The following is a 20,031-nucleotide window of genomic DNA, read 5'->3' on the forward strand; positions in this document are numbered from 1 at the left end:
TAGGAGTCTGGTCCGTGTCTCAGTACCAGTGTGGGGGATCTTCCTCTCAGAACCCCTAATCATCGTTGCCTTGGTAGGCCGTTACTCTACCAACTAGCTAATGATACGCATGCTCATCTGTAACCGGAAATCCTTTAATCAAAATTTCATGCAACATTTTGATATTATGGGGTATTAGTCCAAATTTCTTTGGGTTATCCCCCTGTTACAGGCAGATTACATACGTGTTACTCACCCGTGCGCCGGTCGCCATCTTAATAAGCAAGCTTATTAAATGCTGCCCCTCGACTTGCATGTGTTAGGCCTGTCGCTAGCGTTCATCCTGAGCCAGGATCAAACTCTTCGTTGTAATTATGTTTGTTATTTATTTTTTACTGTAAATAACCTGATCCGATGCTCAATTTAAACTCGTTAAAAGTTATTGACGTTGACGTTTTTTACTCGTCTCGTACTACTTTGTCTTTTTCAAATATTCAATGATCTCTTTTTTTGTTGCCCTCGGTTGTTCCCCGAAAGCGAGTGCAAAATTACTACCTTTATCCTTATTCACCAAATTTTTTAGTAAGAATTTTTCAAAAAAATTTTACTTTTTCTGTAACTTGCATATTCTCAGTGAATTATTTTTATGTTATAAAACACTCTTTTTTGAATTAAAAATTAGAAACGAATGTTTGTTAATTTTGCAAGTAAGCGAGAGCAAAGTCAAGCTTACTTGAACTATGCCGAGCATGAGCAAAATCAAGAAACGAATGTTTATTAATTTTGCAAGTAAGCGAGAGCAAAGTCAAGTTTACTTGAACTATGCCGAGCATGAGCAAAATCAAGAAGAGAATACTTGCTAATAACAACTGAAAACTGACTTATTTTTCTCTTTTTACTATATTTATATGAGTTATTTTGCTTTTTATTAAAGAAATAGTTTAACTTTGTATTTATTAAGGTCTATTATTTCAACAATAATGAGTAAAAGGGTTGCTTTATATCCTCTATTACCTCTTTATAAGTTTGGGGTCTGGTTGAGAAATAAACTTTTCGATTGGAAAGTTCTTAAATCGGAGAGTTTTGATATTCCTGTTATATCTATTGGAAACATTGCTGTGGGTGGTACTGGAAAGACTCCTCATTCGGAATATCTCATCGGCATGCTTAAGGATAGATATAATATTGCTCTTTTAAGCAGAGGATATAAGCGCAAATCAAAAGGTTTTATTCTTGCTGATGAAAACTCTACCGTTGCCTTGATTGGAGATGAACCTTTCCAAATTAAACAGAAGTTTAAGGATATTACTGTTGCTGTTGATGCTGACAGACGTAATGGTATTAGAAAAATCTTGGAATTAAAACCCCAAACTAATCTTATTATTTTGGATGATGCTTTTCAGCATAGATATGTTACTCCTAAAGTTTCGATATTGTTAAGTGACTATAACAATATGTTCTACAACGACTCTTTATTACCTGTTGGCAATCTAAGAGAGCCTGCGTCTGCTCGCTTCAGAGCAAATATTGTTATTATTACTAAATGCCCTGAAAACATCATTCCTATTGATAAAAGAATAATGATTAAAAGGGTAAATCTTTTCCCTTATCAAAAGTTATTCTTCTCCTCTTTTTCATATAACAATCCTATTGCGGTTTTTAAAGAGAACGAGATTAAAGAACTTGATATTAATTGTATTGGCAAAGATTGTAATATTTTAGCGGTATCGGGGATTGCTAACCCTTCGCAGTTTGATGACTTTTTGAGGTCAACCGGTGCTACTGTGAAAGATATCCATTTTAGTGATCATCACAATTTCTCAAATAAAGATATTAATAATATTATTGAAAAGTTCTATTCTATTGCTAAAAATAATAGAGAGAAATCTTATATAATTACAACAGAAAAGGATGCTGCAAGGATTCTAAATTTAAATATTCCTCAAGAGATAAAGATGCATATATATGCTCTTCCGTTAGTTGTTAAAATTAACAACAATGAAGACTCCCTTCTTGAGGAGTGCTTGATTAAGAACATAAAGCAATAGTTATAATCTTCTTAATTTATTTTACTATGAACGAATATTTAGATTGTATTAAGGAGTGTGCTAAGTTTATCAAAGATAGGTTTATTAATATTCCTAAAACTGCGGTTATATTGGGTACTGGTCTTGGCAAACTTGCCGATGATATTAATGACCAACAAATTATTAATTATTGCGACATTCCCAATTTCCCCGTTTCAACTGTTGAAGGTCATTCGGGCAGACTGATATTGGGCAAATTGGGCAACAATCCAATTTTGGCTATGCAGGGAAGATTTCATTTTTATGAGGGATACGATATGCGTAAGGTTACTTTCCCCATAAGAGTGATGCATGAGTTAGGAATTAAACGTCTGTTTGTATCGAATGCAGCAGGTGGTATGAATCCTAATTTTGAGATTGGGGATTTAATGGTTATTAAGGACCATATCAATTTGTTTCCAGAACACCCTTTGAGGGGAAGAAATATTGAGGAGCATGGGGTAAGATTTCCCGATATGAGCGATGCCTACTCTCCTATATTAAGAGAAAAGGCTTTTGAAATTGCGGATGAAGAGGGAATAAAACTTCAGTGCGGAGTGTATGTTGGTACGCAGGGACCTACTTTTGAAACTCCTGCCGAGTATAAATATTTCAGGGTTATTGGTGGCGATGCTATTGGAATGAGCACCGTGCCCGAAGTTATTGTTGCTCGACACTGCGGTATTGAAGTTTTTGCAATGTCGGTTATTACTGATTTAGGGGTTGAGGGTGTTGTGGAGAAATGTTCGCACGAAGAGGTGCAACGTGCCGCCGAAGAGGCTCAGCCTAAAATGACAAGAATTATGAGACGTTTACTCACCTTGGAGGAGTAACATTGATTTTAAAATATTTTCTATTATATATAATGTATGAGTAAAGATGTTGTTCGCACTGAGATTTCAACTCTCGGTGAGTTTGGTTTGATTAATCATTTGACTAAAGAGATAAAATTAAATAACCCCGAGAGTGTTTTGGGTGTTGGTGATGATGCCGCTATTATTAATAATGGCAATTTGCAAACTCTTGTTACTACCGACTTGCTTTTAGAGGGTATTCACTTTGATTTGACATACGTTCCACTTAAACACTTAGGATATAAAGCGGCAGTGGCTAACTTCTCTGATATATATGCAATGAACGGTACTCCTAAGCAGATTACTGTTTCGTTGGGTATTTCAAAGCGTTTTGCTGTTGAGGATATTGATGCTCTTTATGACGGAATAAAACTTGCGTGTGAGATATATGGTGTTGACCTTGTTGGTGGCGATACTTCAGCTTCGATGACAGGTTTAACTATTAGTATAACTTGTATTGGTGTTGCAGAAGAGAGTAAAATTGCAAAACGCAACGGGGCTAAAGAGAATGACCTTATTTGTGTTAGCGGAGACCTTGGTGCTGCCTATATGGGTCTACAACTTTTGGAGCGTGAAAAGAGTGTTCTGAACGATGTTGAGGGCGCTACTCCTAAATTTGAGGGCAGAGAGTATATTTTGGAACGTCAACTTAAACCTGAGGCACGTAAGGATATTGTTAGAATTTTAGGAGAGAAAGGTATTGTTCCCTCCTCTATGATTGATGTTTCAGATGGTCTATCTTCAGAGTTGATGCACATTTGCACTCAAAGCAAAACTGGTTGCAGGATTTATGAAGAGAGAATTCCTATTGATTATCAAACTGCTGTTACCGCAGAAGAGATGAACTTAAACGTGGTGACTGCCGCTATGAATGGTGGTGAAGATTATGAACTATTGTTTACCGTATCATTAGACAAGCACGAAGAGATTTCTCAAATTGAGGGTGTTTCTGTTATTGGTCATATTACCGCCGAAAGTTTGGGCTGTGCAATGATTACCCGCGATGGCACAGAGATTACCCTTAAGGCTCAAGGCTGGGAGCATGTTTAGATTTCAGTTATCAGTTGTTAGTTGTCGGTTTCGTGAACTCAACCGCCCTACGGGTAGTTGTTAGTTTTTAGTTGTTAGAGATAATGCATATTGTATAATCTTTATATTATTATGCAAGTTCTTGAGGTATTTTTCTTAAGAACTTGCATTTTTTATACTCTTAATAATACATTTTATTTATTGTAAAAATATTTTTGTAAAGAGTGTTATAATGAGTAACGATTTTATGTAAATTTGCAAAGGTTATATTCTTATACCTTATTACAAAAAAATGAACAACAAAGTTAAGGGATACTTTTTAGGTGCTATTTCGGCAGCAACATACGGAATGAATCCGCTATTTACTTTACCGCTGTATAACGATGGTATGGATGCCGACTCTGTACTGTTTTTCAGATACCTTTTTGCTATTCCTATTTTAGCCATTATGTTAAAGTGGCGAAGACGTAGTTTTAAGATTGAACGCCGACAAATTTTACCTCTCTTTATTATGGGAGTTTTGTTTGCTGCATCTTCGCTTACCCTCTATATGAGTTATAACTATATGGATGCGGGTATTGCATCTACCCTACTCTTTGTTTACCCTGTTATGGTGGCGGCAATAATGACACTGTTCTTTAAAGAGAAACTCACTCTTCAAACTGTTTTATGTATTGTTATGGCTCTTGTGGGCATTGGACTGCTTTATGAAGGTGGAGAAGAGGGGACACTGAGTCTTGCCGGCACTCTGCTTGTATTGGGCTCTGCTCTGGCATACGCTATATACATTGTTGGTATCAACAGAGTAGGATTGGAGAATATGGCGACCATTAAGGTTACATTTTATGTTCTTCTTTTTGGTTGGGGACTGTTTGCTTTCCGCTCACTATTTTTTGGCGATGGTATATTGTTACCCAACACTTGGTATATGTGGGGTAATATTATCTCTCTTGCTCTCTTCCCCACTGCAATATCATTAATTTGCACAACCACAGCCATTCAAGAGATTGGTTCTACTCCTACTGCTATACTGGGTGTTCTTGAACCTGCCACTGCTATATTCTTTGGTATTACAGTTTTTGGAGAGGTTCTTACTCCTCGCGACTGCATAGGTCTGGCATGTATTATTGCTTCGGTTTGTTTGGTTGTTGCAGGAGGAAAGAATATTACCTACACTCTTATCCGATTTAGGAAGATGTTCCCTAAACTTCCAATCCGTCGCAAAGGCATTAAGATTGTGAGAAGCAGAAGAAACTAATAGAATACTCTATAACTTTTTTATAAAATAATACACGGACACAGCATGCTGTGTCCCTACTTTTAAACCACGATATAATCATAGGGGGTAGATACGATTAACTTGGGGTATGGAAAGCTCCAATACTCCAAGTTATATTTTAGAGTGGTTAGAATGAGTAAGATACAACTTTTTAGTTTTGAAATACACTCCTTAATATTGATTAGAAGGGGTTAGATACAATTAACTTGGGGTACGGAAGCGAAGGGAGCATACATTGCGTATGTGACCAAGTTTACATACTCCAAGTTAAGCAGTAGATGACCTCTTGTTGTTTTTAAGAGTGGTTAGAATGAGTAAGATACAACTTTTTTAGTTTTGAAATACACTCCTTAATATTGATTAGAAGGGGTTAGATACAATTAACTTGGGGTATGGAAACGAAGGGAGCATACATTACGTATGTGACCTAGTTTACATACTCCAAGTTAAGTAGTAGATGACCTCTTATAATCAATATTAATCGAACATACGTCTAATTTTAGAAAATATCCTCTCCTTAACTGATTTAGTTGGAGCGAAGTTATTTGCATCGCGATATTTTTCTAATGTTTTACGCTCTTCAGAATTTAGATTTTCCGGAACATATACCGATATATTCACTAACAGATCTCCTACTCCATAGTGATTTACAGAGGGTAAACCTTTACCTCTTAAACGTAAAACTTTTCCGGGTTGTGTTCCTGGTTCTATTTTTACTTTTACCTTTCCGTCAATTGTTGGTATCTCAATACTTCCACCAAGAGCCGCAGTAGGGAAATCAAGAAGCACATTATATATCAAATCGTTTTCATCACGTAGTAAATCGGGGTGCGACTCCTCCTCTATTAATATTAATAGATCTCCCGGTGTTCCTCCATGACGCGCTGCATTTCCTTTACCTCGCATTGAGAGTTGCATTCCATCCATTACTCCTGCAGGAATATTGATTGTTATAACCTCATCCTCTTTTTCAATTCCCTCGCCATTACAGTGAGGACATTTTTTTGTAATGGTTTTACCCTCACCATTACAATGTGGACAGGTAGTTGTTGATTGCATTGCCCCTAAGAATGTTTGTTGAACTTTGGTTACAACACCGCTTCCGTTACAGTTACTACAAGTGGTGTATGCTGTTCCGTTTTCGGCTCCTGTTCCGTTACAATGCTCACAGGCTACATATTTTTTTACTTTTATCTTCTTCTCTACGCCTGTTGATATCTCTTTAAGGGTTAGTTTTACTTTTACTCTAAGATCTGTTCCTCTATTGGTGCGTTTACGTGATCCACCACCAAAGCCTCCAAATCCGCCAAAGCCTCCAAAGTGACCTCCGAATATATCGCCAAATTGAGAGAAGATATCTTCCATACTCATTCCGCCACCGAAGCCTCCTCCAAAGCCTCCTGCTCCTCCCATTCCTGCATGTCCGTACTGATCGTAACGTGCTTTCTTTTGGGGATCGCTTAGCACTTCGTATGCCTCAGCTGCCTCTTTAAATTTCTCTTCAGCCTCTTTGTCTCCCGGATTTTTATCAGGATGATATTGTATCGCTTTTTTACGATAAGCCTTTTTTATCTCTTCGGGTGTAGCGGTCTTTGAGACCTCTAACACCTCATAATAGTCTCTTTTTTCAGCCATAATTTTATGCTTTATTCTCCAACTACTACTTTTGAGTATCGTATCACTTTGTCGTTCATTGTATATCCTTTCTGAACGCAATCAATTACTTTACCTTTTTTATCGGGATCTTCAACGGGGAATGTTGTTACTGCCTCGTGATACTCTGTATTAAATGGAGCATCGGTTGTCTCTATCTCTTTTACTCCGTTTTGAGCAAGATAGCCTTTGAATTTATTGTATATTAGATTTACACCCTCTACTAATGCCTCAATATCGGTTGCCGAATTTATGGCTTGTAAACTTCTTTCAAAATCATCAATGATTGGCAATAAATTTTTCAAACACTCTTCTCCTCCTGATTTTATTAAATCTGCTTTCTCTTTTATGGTACGTTTACGATAGTTATCAAAATCTGCCATAAGAAGAAGTTTTTCTTTTGTCAGTTGCTCTACTTTTTCTGCCAAAGATGCCACTTCTGCTGACAATGTGTCAGTTTCTGTACCCTCTTGGTCCGAAGTTGCCTCTGTTTCGGGTACTATATTTTGCACCTCTTCTGATTGTTTAAAATCGTTTATCTCCTCAGTTTCATTAATGTTTTGCGATTTTTTCTCCTTGCTCATATCTTGTATGTTTTTATTTCTGTTCTTTTATACTTAATATATAACAAAAATGCTGCCATTCTTTTTGGCAGCAATTTTGTCAGTATTATTTTATTATAAATTTTGTTTTTTTCTCTATTAACATCTATTTTTTAATTTTTCTATTAGTTTTGACAATAACACCTCCTCATCAAATTGCTCTCTTAAGAGATATTGAAAAGTTGCGTAAGAGGTATGGTCTTTTGCCTGAAGAATTATATCCATTAACGATTCAAGTGCATCGGTTAATCGTAGGGTTTGCACTAATGAACGCTCTACTGCCTCTTCGGGAGAGTCAAATGTTATTGGGATATCAACCATATCGCGTATTTGCGGAACTGTTCCCTGCCTTGCTATATAGTCGTATATTTCTATTGATTGTACTATGTGTCTTTGATATAATGTTCGTATATGAGAGGATAATTTTTCATACCCTTTAGTTTTTAAATTTAGAGATATTGATAGGTTATAGTGTGCTACCCAAAGTAATGCTCCTGCGTATGTTGTTAAGGCCTCTGTTATTTTTTGTTTTAGCATAGCAATTGTTTTTATAAAAAAACAACTGCCATTCTGTTTTGTTCGAGATATGGCAGTTGTTTTGAGTCTCTATGCTATAAATGGTTATTCGTAACTTGACCCATCGAAACAGTGTGTACAAATTTGCTCTTTGGGTAATCCTATTGATTTTACAAGTGTTTCAATTGGATTGAATTTTAATGATGTTATTCCCAATTGCTCGCGTATTCTGTCAACCATTTCACAATATTGTGGTGATCCAGTTTTAGCATATACATCAAGGTTTTTGTTATGATCTCCCTCTAAATCCTGTATTATTCTGCGACATATCAACTCTAATTCTGTCTTTGTTGCCGAGAATCCTAAGAACTTACATGGATATATCATTGGTGGACACGCTATTCGGATATGCACCTCTTTTGCTCCATAACGATATAAATCTTTTATGTTGTCACGCAACTGCGTTCCTCTAACTATTGAGTCATCACAAAATACTACTCGTTTATCTTTTAGTAGTGCTTTATTGGGTATTAGTTTCATTTTTGCCACCAACTCACGACGCTCCTGTGTGGGTGGTGTAAAACTTCTTGGCCATGTAGGAGTGTATTTTACTATTGCCCTTTTGTATGGCACTCCTTTACCCATTGCATATCCAAGCGACATTCCTATTCCTGAGTCGGGTATTCCTGATACGAAATCTACCTCTACATCATCAGATTTTCCCATTGCCTCTCCACAATCATAGCGCATCTCTTCAACGTTCTTTCCTTCATACTCGCATGAGGGATAACCAAAATATACCCATAAGAATGAGCATACTTGCATCTTGTCGTTTGGTTTGCGTATTTGAGTATAACCTTCGGCTGTTACTCGCATTATCTCTCCCGGTCCTAACCATCGTTCCACCTCGTAACCAAGATTGGAGAAAGAGCATGTTTCTGATGATACCGCAAATCCTTTACCCTCTGCCCCTCTTCCTATATATAAGGGGGTTCTTCCGTATTTGTCACGTGCTGCTATTATTGAGTCTTCTGTCAATATTAGCATAGAACACGACCCTTTTATCTTTGAGAAGAGATACTCTATTCCGCTAACAAAGTCTTTGCCTTCTGCTATAAGCATCGCCAGCAACTCTGTTTGATTGGTTATATTGTTACTATGTTCGCAAAAGTGGTGTCCTTGTGCTAACAGTTCTTGCTCCAACTCCTTAAGGTTGTTGATTTTTGCCACAGTCACTATGGCAAACTTACCAAGTTTTGAACTTATGATTATGGGTTGTGCATCGGTGTCGCTAATAACTCCAAGACCTGCATTTCCACTAAACTCGGGCAAATCACCTTCAAATTTAGTACGGAAATATGAGTTCTCTATATTGTGTATCGAACGCATAAAGTTGCCTTCCGATACTGTTACCATTCCTGCACGCTTTGTTCCCAAGTGCGAATTGTAATCGGTTCCGTAAAAGAGATCCGATACACAATCACTTTTCTTTATGGTTCCAAATAATCCTCCCATTGTTGTGTCTTAATTATTTTTCTTTGTTTTGTTCTACCCACTTACGAGCATTTACAAATGCCTCAATCCATGGAGTTACCTCATCATTTGCTCTTTGTGGGTTATAATATGCACATTGCCATGGAAATATTGCACGTTCCAAGTGGGGCATCATTGCCAAATGACGTCCGTCAGGTGATGCAATACCTGCTATTGCAGCGGGTGATCCATTGGGGTTTGCCGGATATTCGTTATAGCTATATTTTGCTATAACATTATAGTGTTTAGGCGAGTATGGTAGTGAGAATTTTCCTTCACCATGTGCTACCCAAACTCCTAACTTACTTCCTGATAATGAGCCAAACATTACCGAGTTGTTTTGTGGTATTGTTAAACCAATGAACTCTGATTCAAATTTGTGTGAATCGTTGTGTTGCATTGTTGGTTTCTTATCATCATCGGGAGTTAACAATCCTAACTCAACCATTAATTGACATCCATTACAGATTCCAAGTGAGAGAGTATCTTTACGTGCATAGAATTTTTGCAATGCTTGTTTTGCTTTCTCGTTCCACAAGAAACCTCCTGCCCATCCTTTTGCTGAGCCTAATACGTCAGAGTTTGAGAATCCTCCCACATATACGATCATATTGATATCTTCGAGTGTTTCACGTCCTGACATAAGGTCTGTCATATGAACATCTTTAACATCGAATCCTGCCAAGTATAGTGAGTATGCCATCTCGCGGTCTCCGTTTACTCCTTTTTCACGGATGATTGCTGCTTTAACTCCTGTTGATGGTCTTGCTCCTGCAGCTATTCCATAACTTGCCATTGTTCCTTCAAAGGCTTTTGGCATTCTCCACTTAATGGGTTGTTTTTTATAGTTATTGAAACGTGCTTTTGCACACTCAACTCCACTTTGCTTGCGGTCTAATAGATATGATGAAGTGTACCATACATCGCGTAAGTAATCGATTCCAAATTGGTACTCAGCTCCATCTTTTGCCACTATTATATGACGCTCTTTGCTTGGACGTCCAATTTTAACGAATTGTACTCCATATTGTTTCATTATTGCCTCTGCCTCACGTGCATTGGTTACTTGTAGCACAACTCCTGGATTTTCACTGAATAGTAGTTTTACTAAATCTTTCTCTTTTATTTTGTCAAGATTTATCTCAAGTCCACCTTCACTATTTGCAAAAGTCATCTCAAGGAGAGTGGTCAATAGTCCTCCTGCTGAGATGTCGTGACCTGCTGCAACTACTCCACTCTTTATCATCTCTTGCACTGCGGCAAATGCACTCTTGAAGTACTCTGCATCTTGCACAGTTGGCACTTCGCCTCCTACTTTTCCTAATGATTGAGCAAATGCTGATCCGCCCAATTTGTATGAATCAAATGAGAAGTCGATATGATATAGTGGCATATTGCGTTTGTTCTTAACAACCGGCGATACCACTTTCTTTATATCTGACACCTCTGCTCCTGCCGAGATAATTACTGTTCCTGGTGAATAGACTTTATCTTCGCCATATTTTTGTGTCATTGACAAGCTGTCTTTTCCTGTTGGAATGTTGATCCCTAAATCTATTGCAAATTGGCTACATGCTTCAACCGCTTTATATAGACGAGCATCTTCACCCTCGTTCTTACATGGCCACATCCAGTTTGCACTTAACGATACGCTCTTTATTCCCTCTGCTAATGGTGCAAATACTACGTTTGTTAATGCTTCGGCTATTGATAATACCGAGCCTGCTTCGGGCGAAACGAGTGCTGCTTGTGGTGCGTGTCCGATTGATGTTGCAATTCCTGCATTACCTCTGTAATCAAGTGCTACAACTCCACAGTCACTCAATGGTAATTGTATCTCTCCTTGACATTGTTGACGTGCTACTTTTCCTGTTACCGAACGGTCAACCTTATTTGTTAACCAATCTTTACATGCTACTGCCTCTAATTGTAGTACATCCTCAATATATTTGTGGATTTTTGAAGTTGTGTATGTTACATCTTCAAATTTGCTTTCAACAGTTGAGTCGGTCATTATTGTCTTAGGAGCCTTACCAAACATATCATCCATTGCAAGGTCTATTGGACATACTCCATCTTTTTGCTCAAATACAAAACGATCATCGCCTGTTGTCTCTCCTACTACATACATTGGAGCACGTTCACGTTCTGCTATTCTTTCAACGTATGGTATATCTTTTTCGGGGATTACCATACCCATACGCTCTTGACTTTCGTTTCCTACAATCTCTTTTGCTGATAGAGTTGTGTCGCCAATAGGAAGTTTATCCATTTCAATTTTTCCTCCTGTTGCCTCTACCAACTCAGACAATGCGTTAAGATGTCCTCCTGCTCCATGGTCGTGGATTGATACTATTGGATTTATCTCATCCTCCGCTAATGCTCTAATTACGTTAGATACCCTCTTTTGCATTTCGGGGTTTGCACGTTGAACAGCATTCAACTCTATGGCGTTATCGTACTCTCCTGTCTCTACTGAAGATACGGCACCACCACCCATTCCAATGCGGTAGTTATCTCCTCCCATCACTACAACTTTTTCGCCCGGTGTGGGAGTTCCTTTTATTGCATCGCGACGTGTTCCAAAGCCAACACCTCCTGCCAGCATTATCACTTTGTCGTAGGCATATTTCTTATCATTACCTTCGTGTTCAAATGTTAACAGTGATCCGCAAATCATTGGTTGTCCGAATTTGTTTCCAAAGTCAGATGCTCCGTTTGATGCTTTTATCAATATTTGTTCTGGTGTTTGATACAACCACTCACGTTCAGGCATTACTCCTTCCCATGCACGTCCTTTCTCAGAGCGTGGATATGAGGTCATATATACTGCTGTTCCTGCTATTGGCAAACTTGCTTTTCCTCCACCTAAACGGTCGCGAATCTCTCCTCCCGTTCCTGTTGCTGCTCCATTGAATGGTTCAACTGTTGTGGGGAAGTTGTGAGTTTCTGCTTTCAACGATATGACAGTATCAATATCTTTAACTTGGAAATAGTCTGGTTTATCTTGTGTTGCAGGTGCAAATTGTTCTACTCGTGGTCCTTCGTTAAAGGCTACGTTGTCTTTGTAGGCAGATACCAGTTTATTTGGGTTTGTTTCAGATGTTTTCTTAATCATCTTAAACAATGAACTCTCTTTCTCTTCTCCGTCTATTACGAATATTCCGTTGAATATTTTGTGACGGCAGTGCTCTGAGTTTACTTGAGAGAATCCGAATACCTCGCTATCGGTTAATTTGCGACCTATTCTTGCAGACAAATCGTTTAGATATTGTATTTCATCTTCACTTAATGCCAATCCCTCTTTTTTGTTATACTCTACTATATCATCAATATAGACTATTGCGTCGGGAGTTTTATTTATATTGAATATCTCTTCGCTTAAGCCATCGTAAAGTCGTTGCAACATTGCGTCATATTTGACGTTTTTGCCACTCACTTTAAAGTACTCCTCTATGCGAGCTATACCTGAAATTCCCATATTCTGGGTTATCTCTACGGCGTTTGTACTCCATGGAGTTATCATCTCCTTGCGTGGTCCTACGAACTTGCCTGAAATTACATCTTGTTTAATCTCTTTTGCTGAGCCAAAGAGCCAACATAGTTTTTCGATCTCTTCCTGTGATAATTTATGATCACAAGATACCGCTATAACGCTGTTTGTTAGGGTTTTAAAAAATGATACCATCAGTAGTAGTTATTATATTATGCTTTATTATTTCCTCAAAAGCGAATTTATTCTTAATTTGCTCACAAAATTAATAATTTAGTCGGGTTTGCAAAACCAAAATCATAAATATTTACACTTTTACACTCAAGTTTTTTTGTTTAAAATTTATAATGCTAAAAAATTGGATGTGTTACAAAAATTTTGTTTAAATTTGCAGTTAATACAATAAATTGAGATAAATTGTGGATTTAATTATAAGTACCATATTAAAAGGGCTGCTGATTGGAGTTTTTGTTTCGGCTCCTATGGGTCCGATTGGCGTACTCTGTATTCAGAGAACTTTAAACAAAGGAAGAATAACTGGTTTGTTTACAGGTATTGGTGCTTCTCTTTCAGATTTGATATATGCTGTTCTTACCGGTTTTGGTATCTCTATAATCTTAGATTTTATTGAAAACTACGAACTCATTATTCAGATACTTGGAAGTCTTGTTCTTGCTGGTTTTGGTATATATATTTACCGACAAAATCCAGCTAAGAATCTAAATATCAAAAAACCTAAAACAGCAAACCATATTCAGGATCTAGTTTCGGCTTTCTTTTTGACGCTATCAAATCCTTTGATTCTATTTTTATTCATTGGATTGTTTGCTCGATTCAACTTCTTTTCTGCCGAATCGCAATTTCATGACTACCTGATTGGATATGCGTCAATTATTGGAGGAGCAATGCTATGGTGGTTTACCATTACATATTTTATTGATAAGGTGAGGTCAAAATTTAATTTACGCTCGCTTTGGATTATCAACAGATGTATAGGTTCTATTATTTTAATAATGGCCACATATGGTTTTGTTTCGGGTGTATATAATTATTTCAACTAACTATTATAAAGATAATGAAAAAGAGTATTAAGGCAGTTTATATGCCTCAACTTGAAGGGTTAGAGTTAAACGAAGTTGCCAACCAAATGGAGGGTAATGCACAAAGAGATTATGTTTCGGAGATTAACTGGGATGAGTTTCCGCATAAACCTATTGTGGCTTTTGATGTTGCTCGTAGCGACAACTACCTTTTTATCAGTTTCTTTGTTAGAGGTAGTTATATTCGTGCAGTAAATAAAGAGTATAATTCACACGTATATCAAGATAGTTGTGTTGAGTTCTTTGCAAAGATTCCCGGAGAGAGCGAATATTACAATTTTGAATTTAACTGCATTGGTACTGCTCTCTCTTCAAAACGTAAAAGCAGAACAGAAAGCACTCACTACTCTGATGAACAAATGGCAAGAATAAAAACATGGAGCAGTTTAGGCAACGAACCTTTTGAAGAGAAAGAAGGTATTCACTCTTGGCAAGTTGTTGTTGCTATTCCTTTTGATATGATGGGTGTAGATAGTAAAAATATACCTCAAATGATTGAGGCTAACTTCTACAAATGTGGCGACAAAACATCTATTCCCCATTATGTTAGTTGGAACAAGATTGATACTCCTGCTCCCGACTTTCACCGTCCAGAGTTTTTTGGAGAGCTCTATTTTTAATTGAGCATTTATTTAATAGTATCATAATAGTAAAAGACGGTGTCTCATAATTAACAAACAAGAGTGTTGTTTTCAATATTATAATGCCTGTTTTTTACCAACTCTTATAAAGTTGCGAGTAAACAAAAGCAGAGTAGCATTTATACAAACTATGCTGAGTGCAAGCAACTTCTAAAAATTTCAAAACTAAAGAGACTATCACAATTTTTAGTTGGATAGCCTCTTTTTTTATACAATAGTTTAAACTTTACTTTTTACATATATTGGTATATGGACAATATTTACAATTTGCTTCTACTTCTGTTTGAGTAAAAGGTATCTCCTCATTAAATATTTCCGATATAGTCTTCTCTAATCGCTCCACGTACTCATTGAAGATTGAATTATTGGGTTCAACAATAAATTCTTCAGTTACTCTTGGACTTATTTTTTTTCTGATTTCCCACTTGAATGTTTCTGAAAAATATTTATTGAACGCATACAATCCCGGAGAGAACATCATTCCGTGCGAAAGAGTATTAATGTTTGCAAGTTTCATTAAATCTTTCAGTTTGGTATTTGTTCCACTTTGGGCAATCTCTTCTTCGATAGATATCTGCAAAAGATATACATAAAAGAGAAGTTGAAATACCTGATATTTACGTTTAGCAGCCGGTATAAATATATCATCAATATCAAAAAAATCTGACACCACATCACCACTTTTATAATCAATTATGTTTATGTTGGATGTTAAATCTAATCGGTCAATCTTTCCCACTAGTTGCACCTCTTCTTTAGTTGGCAACGTTATTAAGGTTTTCAAATTCAACTCTGTTTGCAACATTACAAACGGTACTCTGCCCTTATCTATCTCTAATGTTCTATCGACCATCTTCTTTATTATCTCACCACGCAAAAACAGTCTTCCTGTTAAATTCTTTTTTGTTGAAGATTTAAAATAGTTTTTTGCAAAAGAGTCTAATGTAATACTCTCTATTTTATCTGTTTGAGATTGAAGCTCTTCTAAAATCTCTTTTGTTATAGTTTTACCTATATAGGGTTGATATATTTTTTCTATCACATCGTGATAGATTGTTCCAAATACCGAAGAATCAAGATCCTCTAAAACTTTATCAGATTCTTTTATATTCTCAACGCTTGAGAAATAGAATTTTAGAGGACAGTCTATATAACTATTTAACGTTGATGCTGAAAGCGCTTTTGCTCCTCCTTTTTTATATGCATTTAGTTTTTCTAACACTTCCCCTTTTTTCTCAACTACTACTTGCTTACTACTTGATAACTTGATTGAGTAGTTTATATTCTTCTCTATAAAAGAGTTTATTTTATTGTTATATTGGTATTTTAATTGATATACAAACCTACTTAAATCTCCTACTTTTGCTCCTTCGGCTCGTGAATCGTATGTTAAAAAAACTCGTTTTGCACGTGATAGAAGGCGATAGAAATAGTACTCTGCTATTCCATCGCGTTGCTCATACGACGACATTCCAAATCCTCTGCGTACATTGTATGGTATAAATGTATCGCCACGAGAATCGGCAGGAAAGCATCCTTCGTTCATCGATAATATTATTACATTATCAAAGTCTAATGCTCGAGTCTCAAGAATTCCCATTATTTGTAATCCCGATAGTGGTTCGCCGTTGAAAGGAACTTTTATTGATGAACTCATCTTTTCAATCAACTTGAATAGAGTATTATCTTGCAACGGAAAATCTTTTACTAATGTTTGCAGACGATTTATTATCATCTTGTAATAGTAAAGGAACTCGCACGTTATTGAGTCTTTCTTATTTAAATTTTCGCAAAGTTTGTCAATTATCAATTTTAAATATTCAAACTTCTCATCGTTAGTTGATAAATTCGGAAAGAGATATTTTAACTCTTCGGGGATTACAGAAGAGGTTATATAAACAATATTACCTTTTGTTATTTTGTCAATAAAGTCTGATACAGTATCTCCGTGTAGCTCCTTTATGTTTGGTTGTCGTAATAACGATAATACATTTTGATGGTAATATCTTACTTGACCGCTTTCATCAACTTTTGCTTTTGTATGGATGTTAAATATGGATTTAAAGAGCGAAAACAGAGGTGTTTCTTTCAATGGATACCCCATAGTTATGTTAACACTATCTACCGCAGAGGGGATAGTATGCAACATTGGCAATAGTAGTTTCTCATCGGGGAGAACTACTACGGTATTTGCCTCTTGTTCTTTTCGATCTTCTTCTGTTCCTGAGGCATTTGATATAATCTGACTTATTACCTCTCCCGCATATTTTGTTTGCCCCACATTTGAGGGTATTGCCACCAACTCTATATCCGGGAATTTTTGGTTTTCAACCTCATACAGATTGTATGCTGATGGAAATTTCTCAATATTCTTACTCATAGAGTCGGACATTATTGAGAATTTATCATCTTTTATTGGCATATTATAATCCCAATAGAAATCGGCTACTCCCATATCTCTTAATTGGGCAAACATTGTCTCCTCTGCTACTGAAAGCAGGTTAAACCCTATAAATACTATTTTTTTGTAACGTAACTCTATATCCTTTTTTGTTATCTCATTAGTTGATATCTTCTCAACAATAGAACGTAACATCATTCCGGTATATGCACATCCTCGTGAATCCAAGTCGGAACGTAGCCCTTGATATAAAGTGTATAGCACTTGCCACAACGACATAAACTCTTTTTTGGCGGAATCCTCCTTTTTGCCTAAGTTAAAGTTTTTTATAAATCGTTGCAGAAACTGTATCTGCTCTTCAGAGAGCATATCTTTAAATTGAGCATCAATCTCTTTTAGGTCATATATGTTTGAGAAAATCTTTGAAGCATCAACTAAGAAGTTATCAACATCATCAAAATCGGTTAGCAAGATATCTGCCCAATAGTAAAAATCATCAAAAGACTCTTCTCTTGAGGTTGCCTTTATATAATGATTATATAACAAAAACAGCATCTCTATTCGGTCGGCTGGTGCATAACCCGATAGTTGAGAAACAAAATCATCAATAGTTATTGTTGACGGGGAGAATATATACTTCCCTGATAATTTTGATATATGTTTTAAGAAAAACAGTTCCGCTCTTCTACTGGGAAATACAAATGTATGGTTTCTTAAATTCTCGGCATTGCCATGATAAAAAGCTTTTGCTACACTATATAAAAACGAGCTCATAATTATATGATATATATTTCTTGTAAAAATATATATTTTTTCGGTAGTTGGTCACATTTTTTTGTAACTTTGTAATATATTTTTTTATTTATGATTTCTATTAACGGACTATCTGTTGAATTTGGAGCAACTCCTCTTTTCGACAATATATCATATATTATTAATAAACGCGACAGAATTGCTTTAGTGGGACGCAATGGTGCAGGAAAATCTACTATGCTAAAGATAATAGCCGGTGTTCAAATCCCCACTAATGGCAATGTATCTGTTCCTAAGGGCATCACTATCGGCTATCTGCCTCAACATATGCCGGTTTCAGATACTCAAACTCTGCTGAAAGAGACTGAGACTGCTTTTGCTGAGATTTTTGAGTTACAAAAGCATATTGAAGAACTTAACACAGCTCTTGCCGAACGTACCGATTATGAGAGCAAAGAGTATAACGATATTATTAATGAACTCACAATTGCCAACGAACATATGGCAATTATGGGTGCAATGAACTACCAAGCCGAAATTGAAAAGACTCTTTTAGGTTTAGGTTTTGTTAGAGAAGATTTTGACCGACCAACATCGGAGTTTAGTGGTGGTTGGCGTATGCGTATTGAACTTGCAAAGATTCTTTTGCGACGCCCCGATTTACTACTACTTGATGAGCCTACCAACCACTTGGATATTGAGTCTATTCAATGGTTAGAGAACTTTTTGTCAACAAGCGGAAGCACTGTTATGTTAGTTTCGCACGATAGGGCTTTTATTGATAATGTTACAAACAGAACTATTGAGATTTCTCTTGGAAAGATATACGACTACAAAGTAAACTACTCAAAATATGTTGAACTTCGTGCCGAGAGGTTGGAACAACAGATGAGGGCTTACGAAAATCAACAAAAGCAAATTCAAGATACGGAGGAGTTTATTGAGAGATTTAGATATAAAGCAACTAAATCGGTACAGGTACAATCACGCATCAAACAACTTGCAAAGATTGAGCGTATTGAGGTTGATGAGGTTGATACATCAAGATTAAATCTTAAGTTCCCTCCTGCTCCTCGCTCTGGAGATTACCCTCTTATTCTTGATGGTGTAGGCAAATATTATGGCGAACGTCATATCTTCTCTAATGCTACTTTTACTCTTAAACGTGGCGACAAGATTGCTTTTGTTGGTAAAAACGGAGAGGGTAAAACAACTCTGGTAAAGTGTATTAACGGAGAGATTCAATTTAACGGTAATTTAAAGATAGGACACAACGTTAAGATTGGATACTACGCTCAAAATCAGGCTCAACTTCTTGATGGGGAGTTAACTGTTTTTGACACTATTGACCGCGTTGCGGTTGGCGATATACGCACTAAGATACGTGATATATTGGGTGCTTTTATGTTTGGTGGTGAGGCATCAGATAAAAAGGTAAAAGTTCTGTCGGGTGGAGAGAGAGCAAGGTTAGCAATGATAAAACTCCTTCTTGAACCTGTTAATTTGCTTATTCTGGATGAGCCTACAAATCACCTTGATATGAGTACTAAAGATGTTCTCAAAAAGGCTATTGAGGCGTTTGACGGAACTGTAATTATTGTTTCGCACGACAGAGAGTTTCTTGATGGACTTGTTTCAAAGGTGTATGAGTTTGGTGGCGGAAAAGTTACGGAGCATCTGGGAGGCATTTACGACTTTCTTCAAAAACGCAAAATTGAGAGTTTAGTGGAGTTGGAAAAGAAGAGAGTTGAGAAGGTTGAAGAGAAACCAAAAGAGATCTCGGAGAACAAACTCTCATATATGGAACGTAAAGAGATTCAACGTAAAATAAGGCAATTCCAAAACTGTGTGAATGATGCAGAGAAACGTATTTCTAAGATTGAAGAGCAGATTGCCGAAGTTGAAAAGTTACTGGCTACTCCCGAAGGTTTTTCAAACATTGACCTTTGTCAAAAGCATGGAGAGTTGAACAGAGAACTAGGTATTATTATGGAGTATTGGGAAGAGCAGTGCGAAAATCTTGAAAGAGCAAAAGCAGAATTAGGTGATTAAAAACACTTTTAGCACACTGAATATTTGCATATTAAAAAATTTATAACGAATATTGCATAATAAAATTTTATAAAGATTTA

The 20,031-nt window shown here is 36.7% G+C and carries 13 protein-coding genes and 1 rRNA gene; 7 read left to right on the plus strand and 7 right to left on the minus strand.

The window, feature by feature from the left end:
• Nucleotides 1-349: ribosomal RNA gene (locus tag IKK64_04270) — 16S ribosomal RNA — on the minus strand; the annotation flags it as partial.
• 610 nt (nt 350-959) lie between these two features.
• Here IKK64_04270 and lpxK point away from each other — a divergent pair.
• The 4 genes from lpxK (at nt 960) to IKK64_04290 (ending at nt 5,186) form a co-directional block, all read left to right on the plus strand.
• Nucleotides 960-2,027 (plus strand): tetraacyldisaccharide 4'-kinase, encoded by a 1,068-nt coding sequence (gene lpxK, locus IKK64_04275; GenBank protein ID MBR4119276.1) that lies wholly within the window; start codon nt 960-962, stop codon nt 2,025-2,027.
• Nucleotides 2,028-2,053: 26 nt separating this feature from the next.
• On the plus strand, nt 2,054-2,878 hold the full coding sequence (locus tag IKK64_04280; GenBank protein MBR4119277.1) for a purine-nucleoside phosphorylase: 825 nt from the start codon (nt 2,054-2,056) through the stop codon (nt 2,876-2,878).
• A gap of 36 nt (nt 2,879-2,914) precedes the next feature.
• Nucleotides 2,915-3,949: a thiamine-phosphate kinase gene (gene thiL / locus IKK64_04285; GenBank protein ID MBR4119278.1), complete on the plus strand. Its 1,035-nt coding sequence runs from the start codon at nt 2,915-2,917 to the stop codon at nt 3,947-3,949.
• 271 nt (nt 3,950-4,220) lie between these two features.
• Nucleotides 4,221-5,186, plus strand: a complete 966-nt coding sequence (locus IKK64_04290; GenBank protein MBR4119279.1) for a DMT family transporter — start codon at nt 4,221-4,223, stop codon at nt 5,184-5,186.
• A gap of 498 nt (nt 5,187-5,684) precedes the next feature.
• On the opposite strand, the gene dnaJ is transcribed toward IKK64_04290, so the two are convergent.
• The 5 genes from dnaJ to purL all read right to left on the minus strand — a co-directional run bounded on the left by dnaJ (nt 5,685) and on the right by purL (nt 13,199).
• Nucleotides 5,685-6,842 carry a molecular chaperone DnaJ gene (gene dnaJ, locus IKK64_04295; GenBank protein ID MBR4119280.1) on the minus strand — a complete coding sequence of 386 codons (1,158 nt, stop codon included), beginning with the start codon at nt 6,840-6,842 and terminating at the stop codon, nt 5,685-5,687.
• A gap of 11 nt (nt 6,843-6,853) precedes the next feature.
• Nucleotides 6,854-7,444 (minus strand): nucleotide exchange factor GrpE, encoded by a 591-nt coding sequence (locus IKK64_04300; GenBank protein ID MBR4119281.1) that lies wholly within the window; start codon nt 7,442-7,444, stop codon nt 6,854-6,856.
• A 117-nt stretch (nt 7,445-7,561) separates the two neighbouring features.
• The gene (locus IKK64_04305; GenBank protein ID MBR4119282.1) at nt 7,562-7,999 is read right to left on the minus strand and encodes a hypothetical protein; all 438 of its coding nucleotides are present in this window, start codon (nt 7,997-7,999) and stop codon (nt 7,562-7,564) included.
• Between the two features lie 84 nt (nt 8,000-8,083).
• Complete coding sequence (locus IKK64_04310; protein MBR4119283.1) at nt 8,084-9,493, minus strand: amidophosphoribosyltransferase; 1,410 nt, start codon at nt 9,491-9,493, stop codon at nt 8,084-8,086.
• Nucleotides 9,494-9,506: 13 nt separating this feature from the next.
• Nucleotides 9,507-13,199 (minus strand): phosphoribosylformylglycinamidine synthase, encoded by a 3,693-nt coding sequence (purL, locus tag IKK64_04315; protein ID MBR4119284.1) that lies wholly within the window; start codon nt 13,197-13,199, stop codon nt 9,507-9,509.
• Between the two features lie 287 nt (nt 13,200-13,486).
• Here purL and IKK64_04320 point away from each other — a divergent pair, with 287 nt between their 5' ends.
• Both IKK64_04320 and IKK64_04325 read left to right on the plus strand, forming a co-directional pair.
• The gene (locus IKK64_04320) at nt 13,487-14,065 is read left to right on the plus strand and encodes a LysE family transporter (protein MBR4119285.1); all 579 of its coding nucleotides are present in this window, start codon (nt 13,487-13,489) and stop codon (nt 14,063-14,065) included.
• Between the two features lie 14 nt (nt 14,066-14,079).
• Nucleotides 14,080-14,724, plus strand: a complete 645-nt coding sequence (locus IKK64_04325; protein MBR4119286.1) for a hypothetical protein — start codon at nt 14,080-14,082, stop codon at nt 14,722-14,724.
• Nucleotides 14,725-14,971: 247 nt separating this feature from the next.
• On the opposite strand, the gene IKK64_04330 is transcribed toward IKK64_04325, so the two are convergent.
• Nucleotides 14,972-17,920, minus strand: coding sequence for a PD-(D/E)XK nuclease family protein (locus tag IKK64_04330; protein ID MBR4119287.1), 2,949 nt, complete (start codon nt 17,918-17,920; stop codon nt 14,972-14,974).
• Between the two features lie 90 nt (nt 17,921-18,010).
• Between IKK64_04330 and IKK64_04335 the strand changes: the two genes are divergently transcribed.
• Entirely contained in the window at nt 18,011-19,951 is a 1,941-nt protein-coding gene (locus IKK64_04335) for an ABC-F family ATP-binding cassette domain-containing protein (GenBank protein MBR4119288.1), read from the plus strand.
• Nucleotides 19,952-20,031: the final 80 nt, after the last annotated feature.

The organism is Bacteroidales bacterium, assembly GCA_017521245.1.
Classification (GTDB): Bacteria; Bacteroidota; Bacteroidia; order Bacteroidales; family G3-4614; genus Caccoplasma_A.

What these genes read in the sequence shown, in the direction of transcription:
- lpxK (MBR4119276.1), top strand. Translation starts at nt 960, where the DNA reads ATGAGTAAAAGGGTTGCTTTATATCCTCTATTACCTCTTTATAAGTTT.
- IKK64_04280 (MBR4119277.1), top strand. Translation starts at nt 2,054, where the DNA reads ATGAACGAATATTTAGATTGTATTAAGGAGTGTGCTAAGTTTATCAAA.
- thiL (MBR4119278.1), top strand. Translation starts at nt 2,915, where the DNA reads ATGAGTAAAGATGTTGTTCGCACTGAGATTTCAACTCTCGGTGAGTTT.
- IKK64_04290 (MBR4119279.1), top strand. Translation starts at nt 4,221, where the DNA reads ATGAACAACAAAGTTAAGGGATACTTTTTAGGTGCTATTTCGGCAGCA.
- dnaJ (MBR4119280.1), bottom strand. Translation starts at nt 6,842, where the DNA reads ATGGCTGAAAAAAGAGACTATTATGAGGTGTTAGAGGTCTCAAAGACC.
- IKK64_04300 (MBR4119281.1), bottom strand. Translation starts at nt 7,444, where the DNA reads ATGAGCAAGGAGAAAAAATCGCAAAACATTAATGAAACTGAGGAGATA.
- IKK64_04305 (MBR4119282.1), bottom strand. Translation starts at nt 7,999, where the DNA reads ATGCTAAAACAAAAAATAACAGAGGCCTTAACAACATACGCAGGAGCA.
- IKK64_04310 (MBR4119283.1), bottom strand. Translation starts at nt 9,493, where the DNA reads ATGGGAGGATTATTTGGAACCATAAAGAAAAGTGATTGTGTATCGGAT.
- purL (MBR4119284.1), bottom strand. Translation starts at nt 13,199, where the DNA reads ATGGTATCATTTTTTAAAACCCTAACAAACAGCGTTATAGCGGTATCT.
- IKK64_04320 (MBR4119285.1), top strand. Translation starts at nt 13,487, where the DNA reads ATGGGTCCGATTGGCGTACTCTGTATTCAGAGAACTTTAAACAAAGGA.
- IKK64_04325 (MBR4119286.1), top strand. Translation starts at nt 14,080, where the DNA reads ATGAAAAAGAGTATTAAGGCAGTTTATATGCCTCAACTTGAAGGGTTA.
- IKK64_04330 (MBR4119287.1), bottom strand. Translation starts at nt 17,920, where the DNA reads ATGAGCTCGTTTTTATATAGTGTAGCAAAAGCTTTTTATCATGGCAAT.
- IKK64_04335 (MBR4119288.1), top strand. Translation starts at nt 18,011, where the DNA reads ATGATTTCTATTAACGGACTATCTGTTGAATTTGGAGCAACTCCTCTT.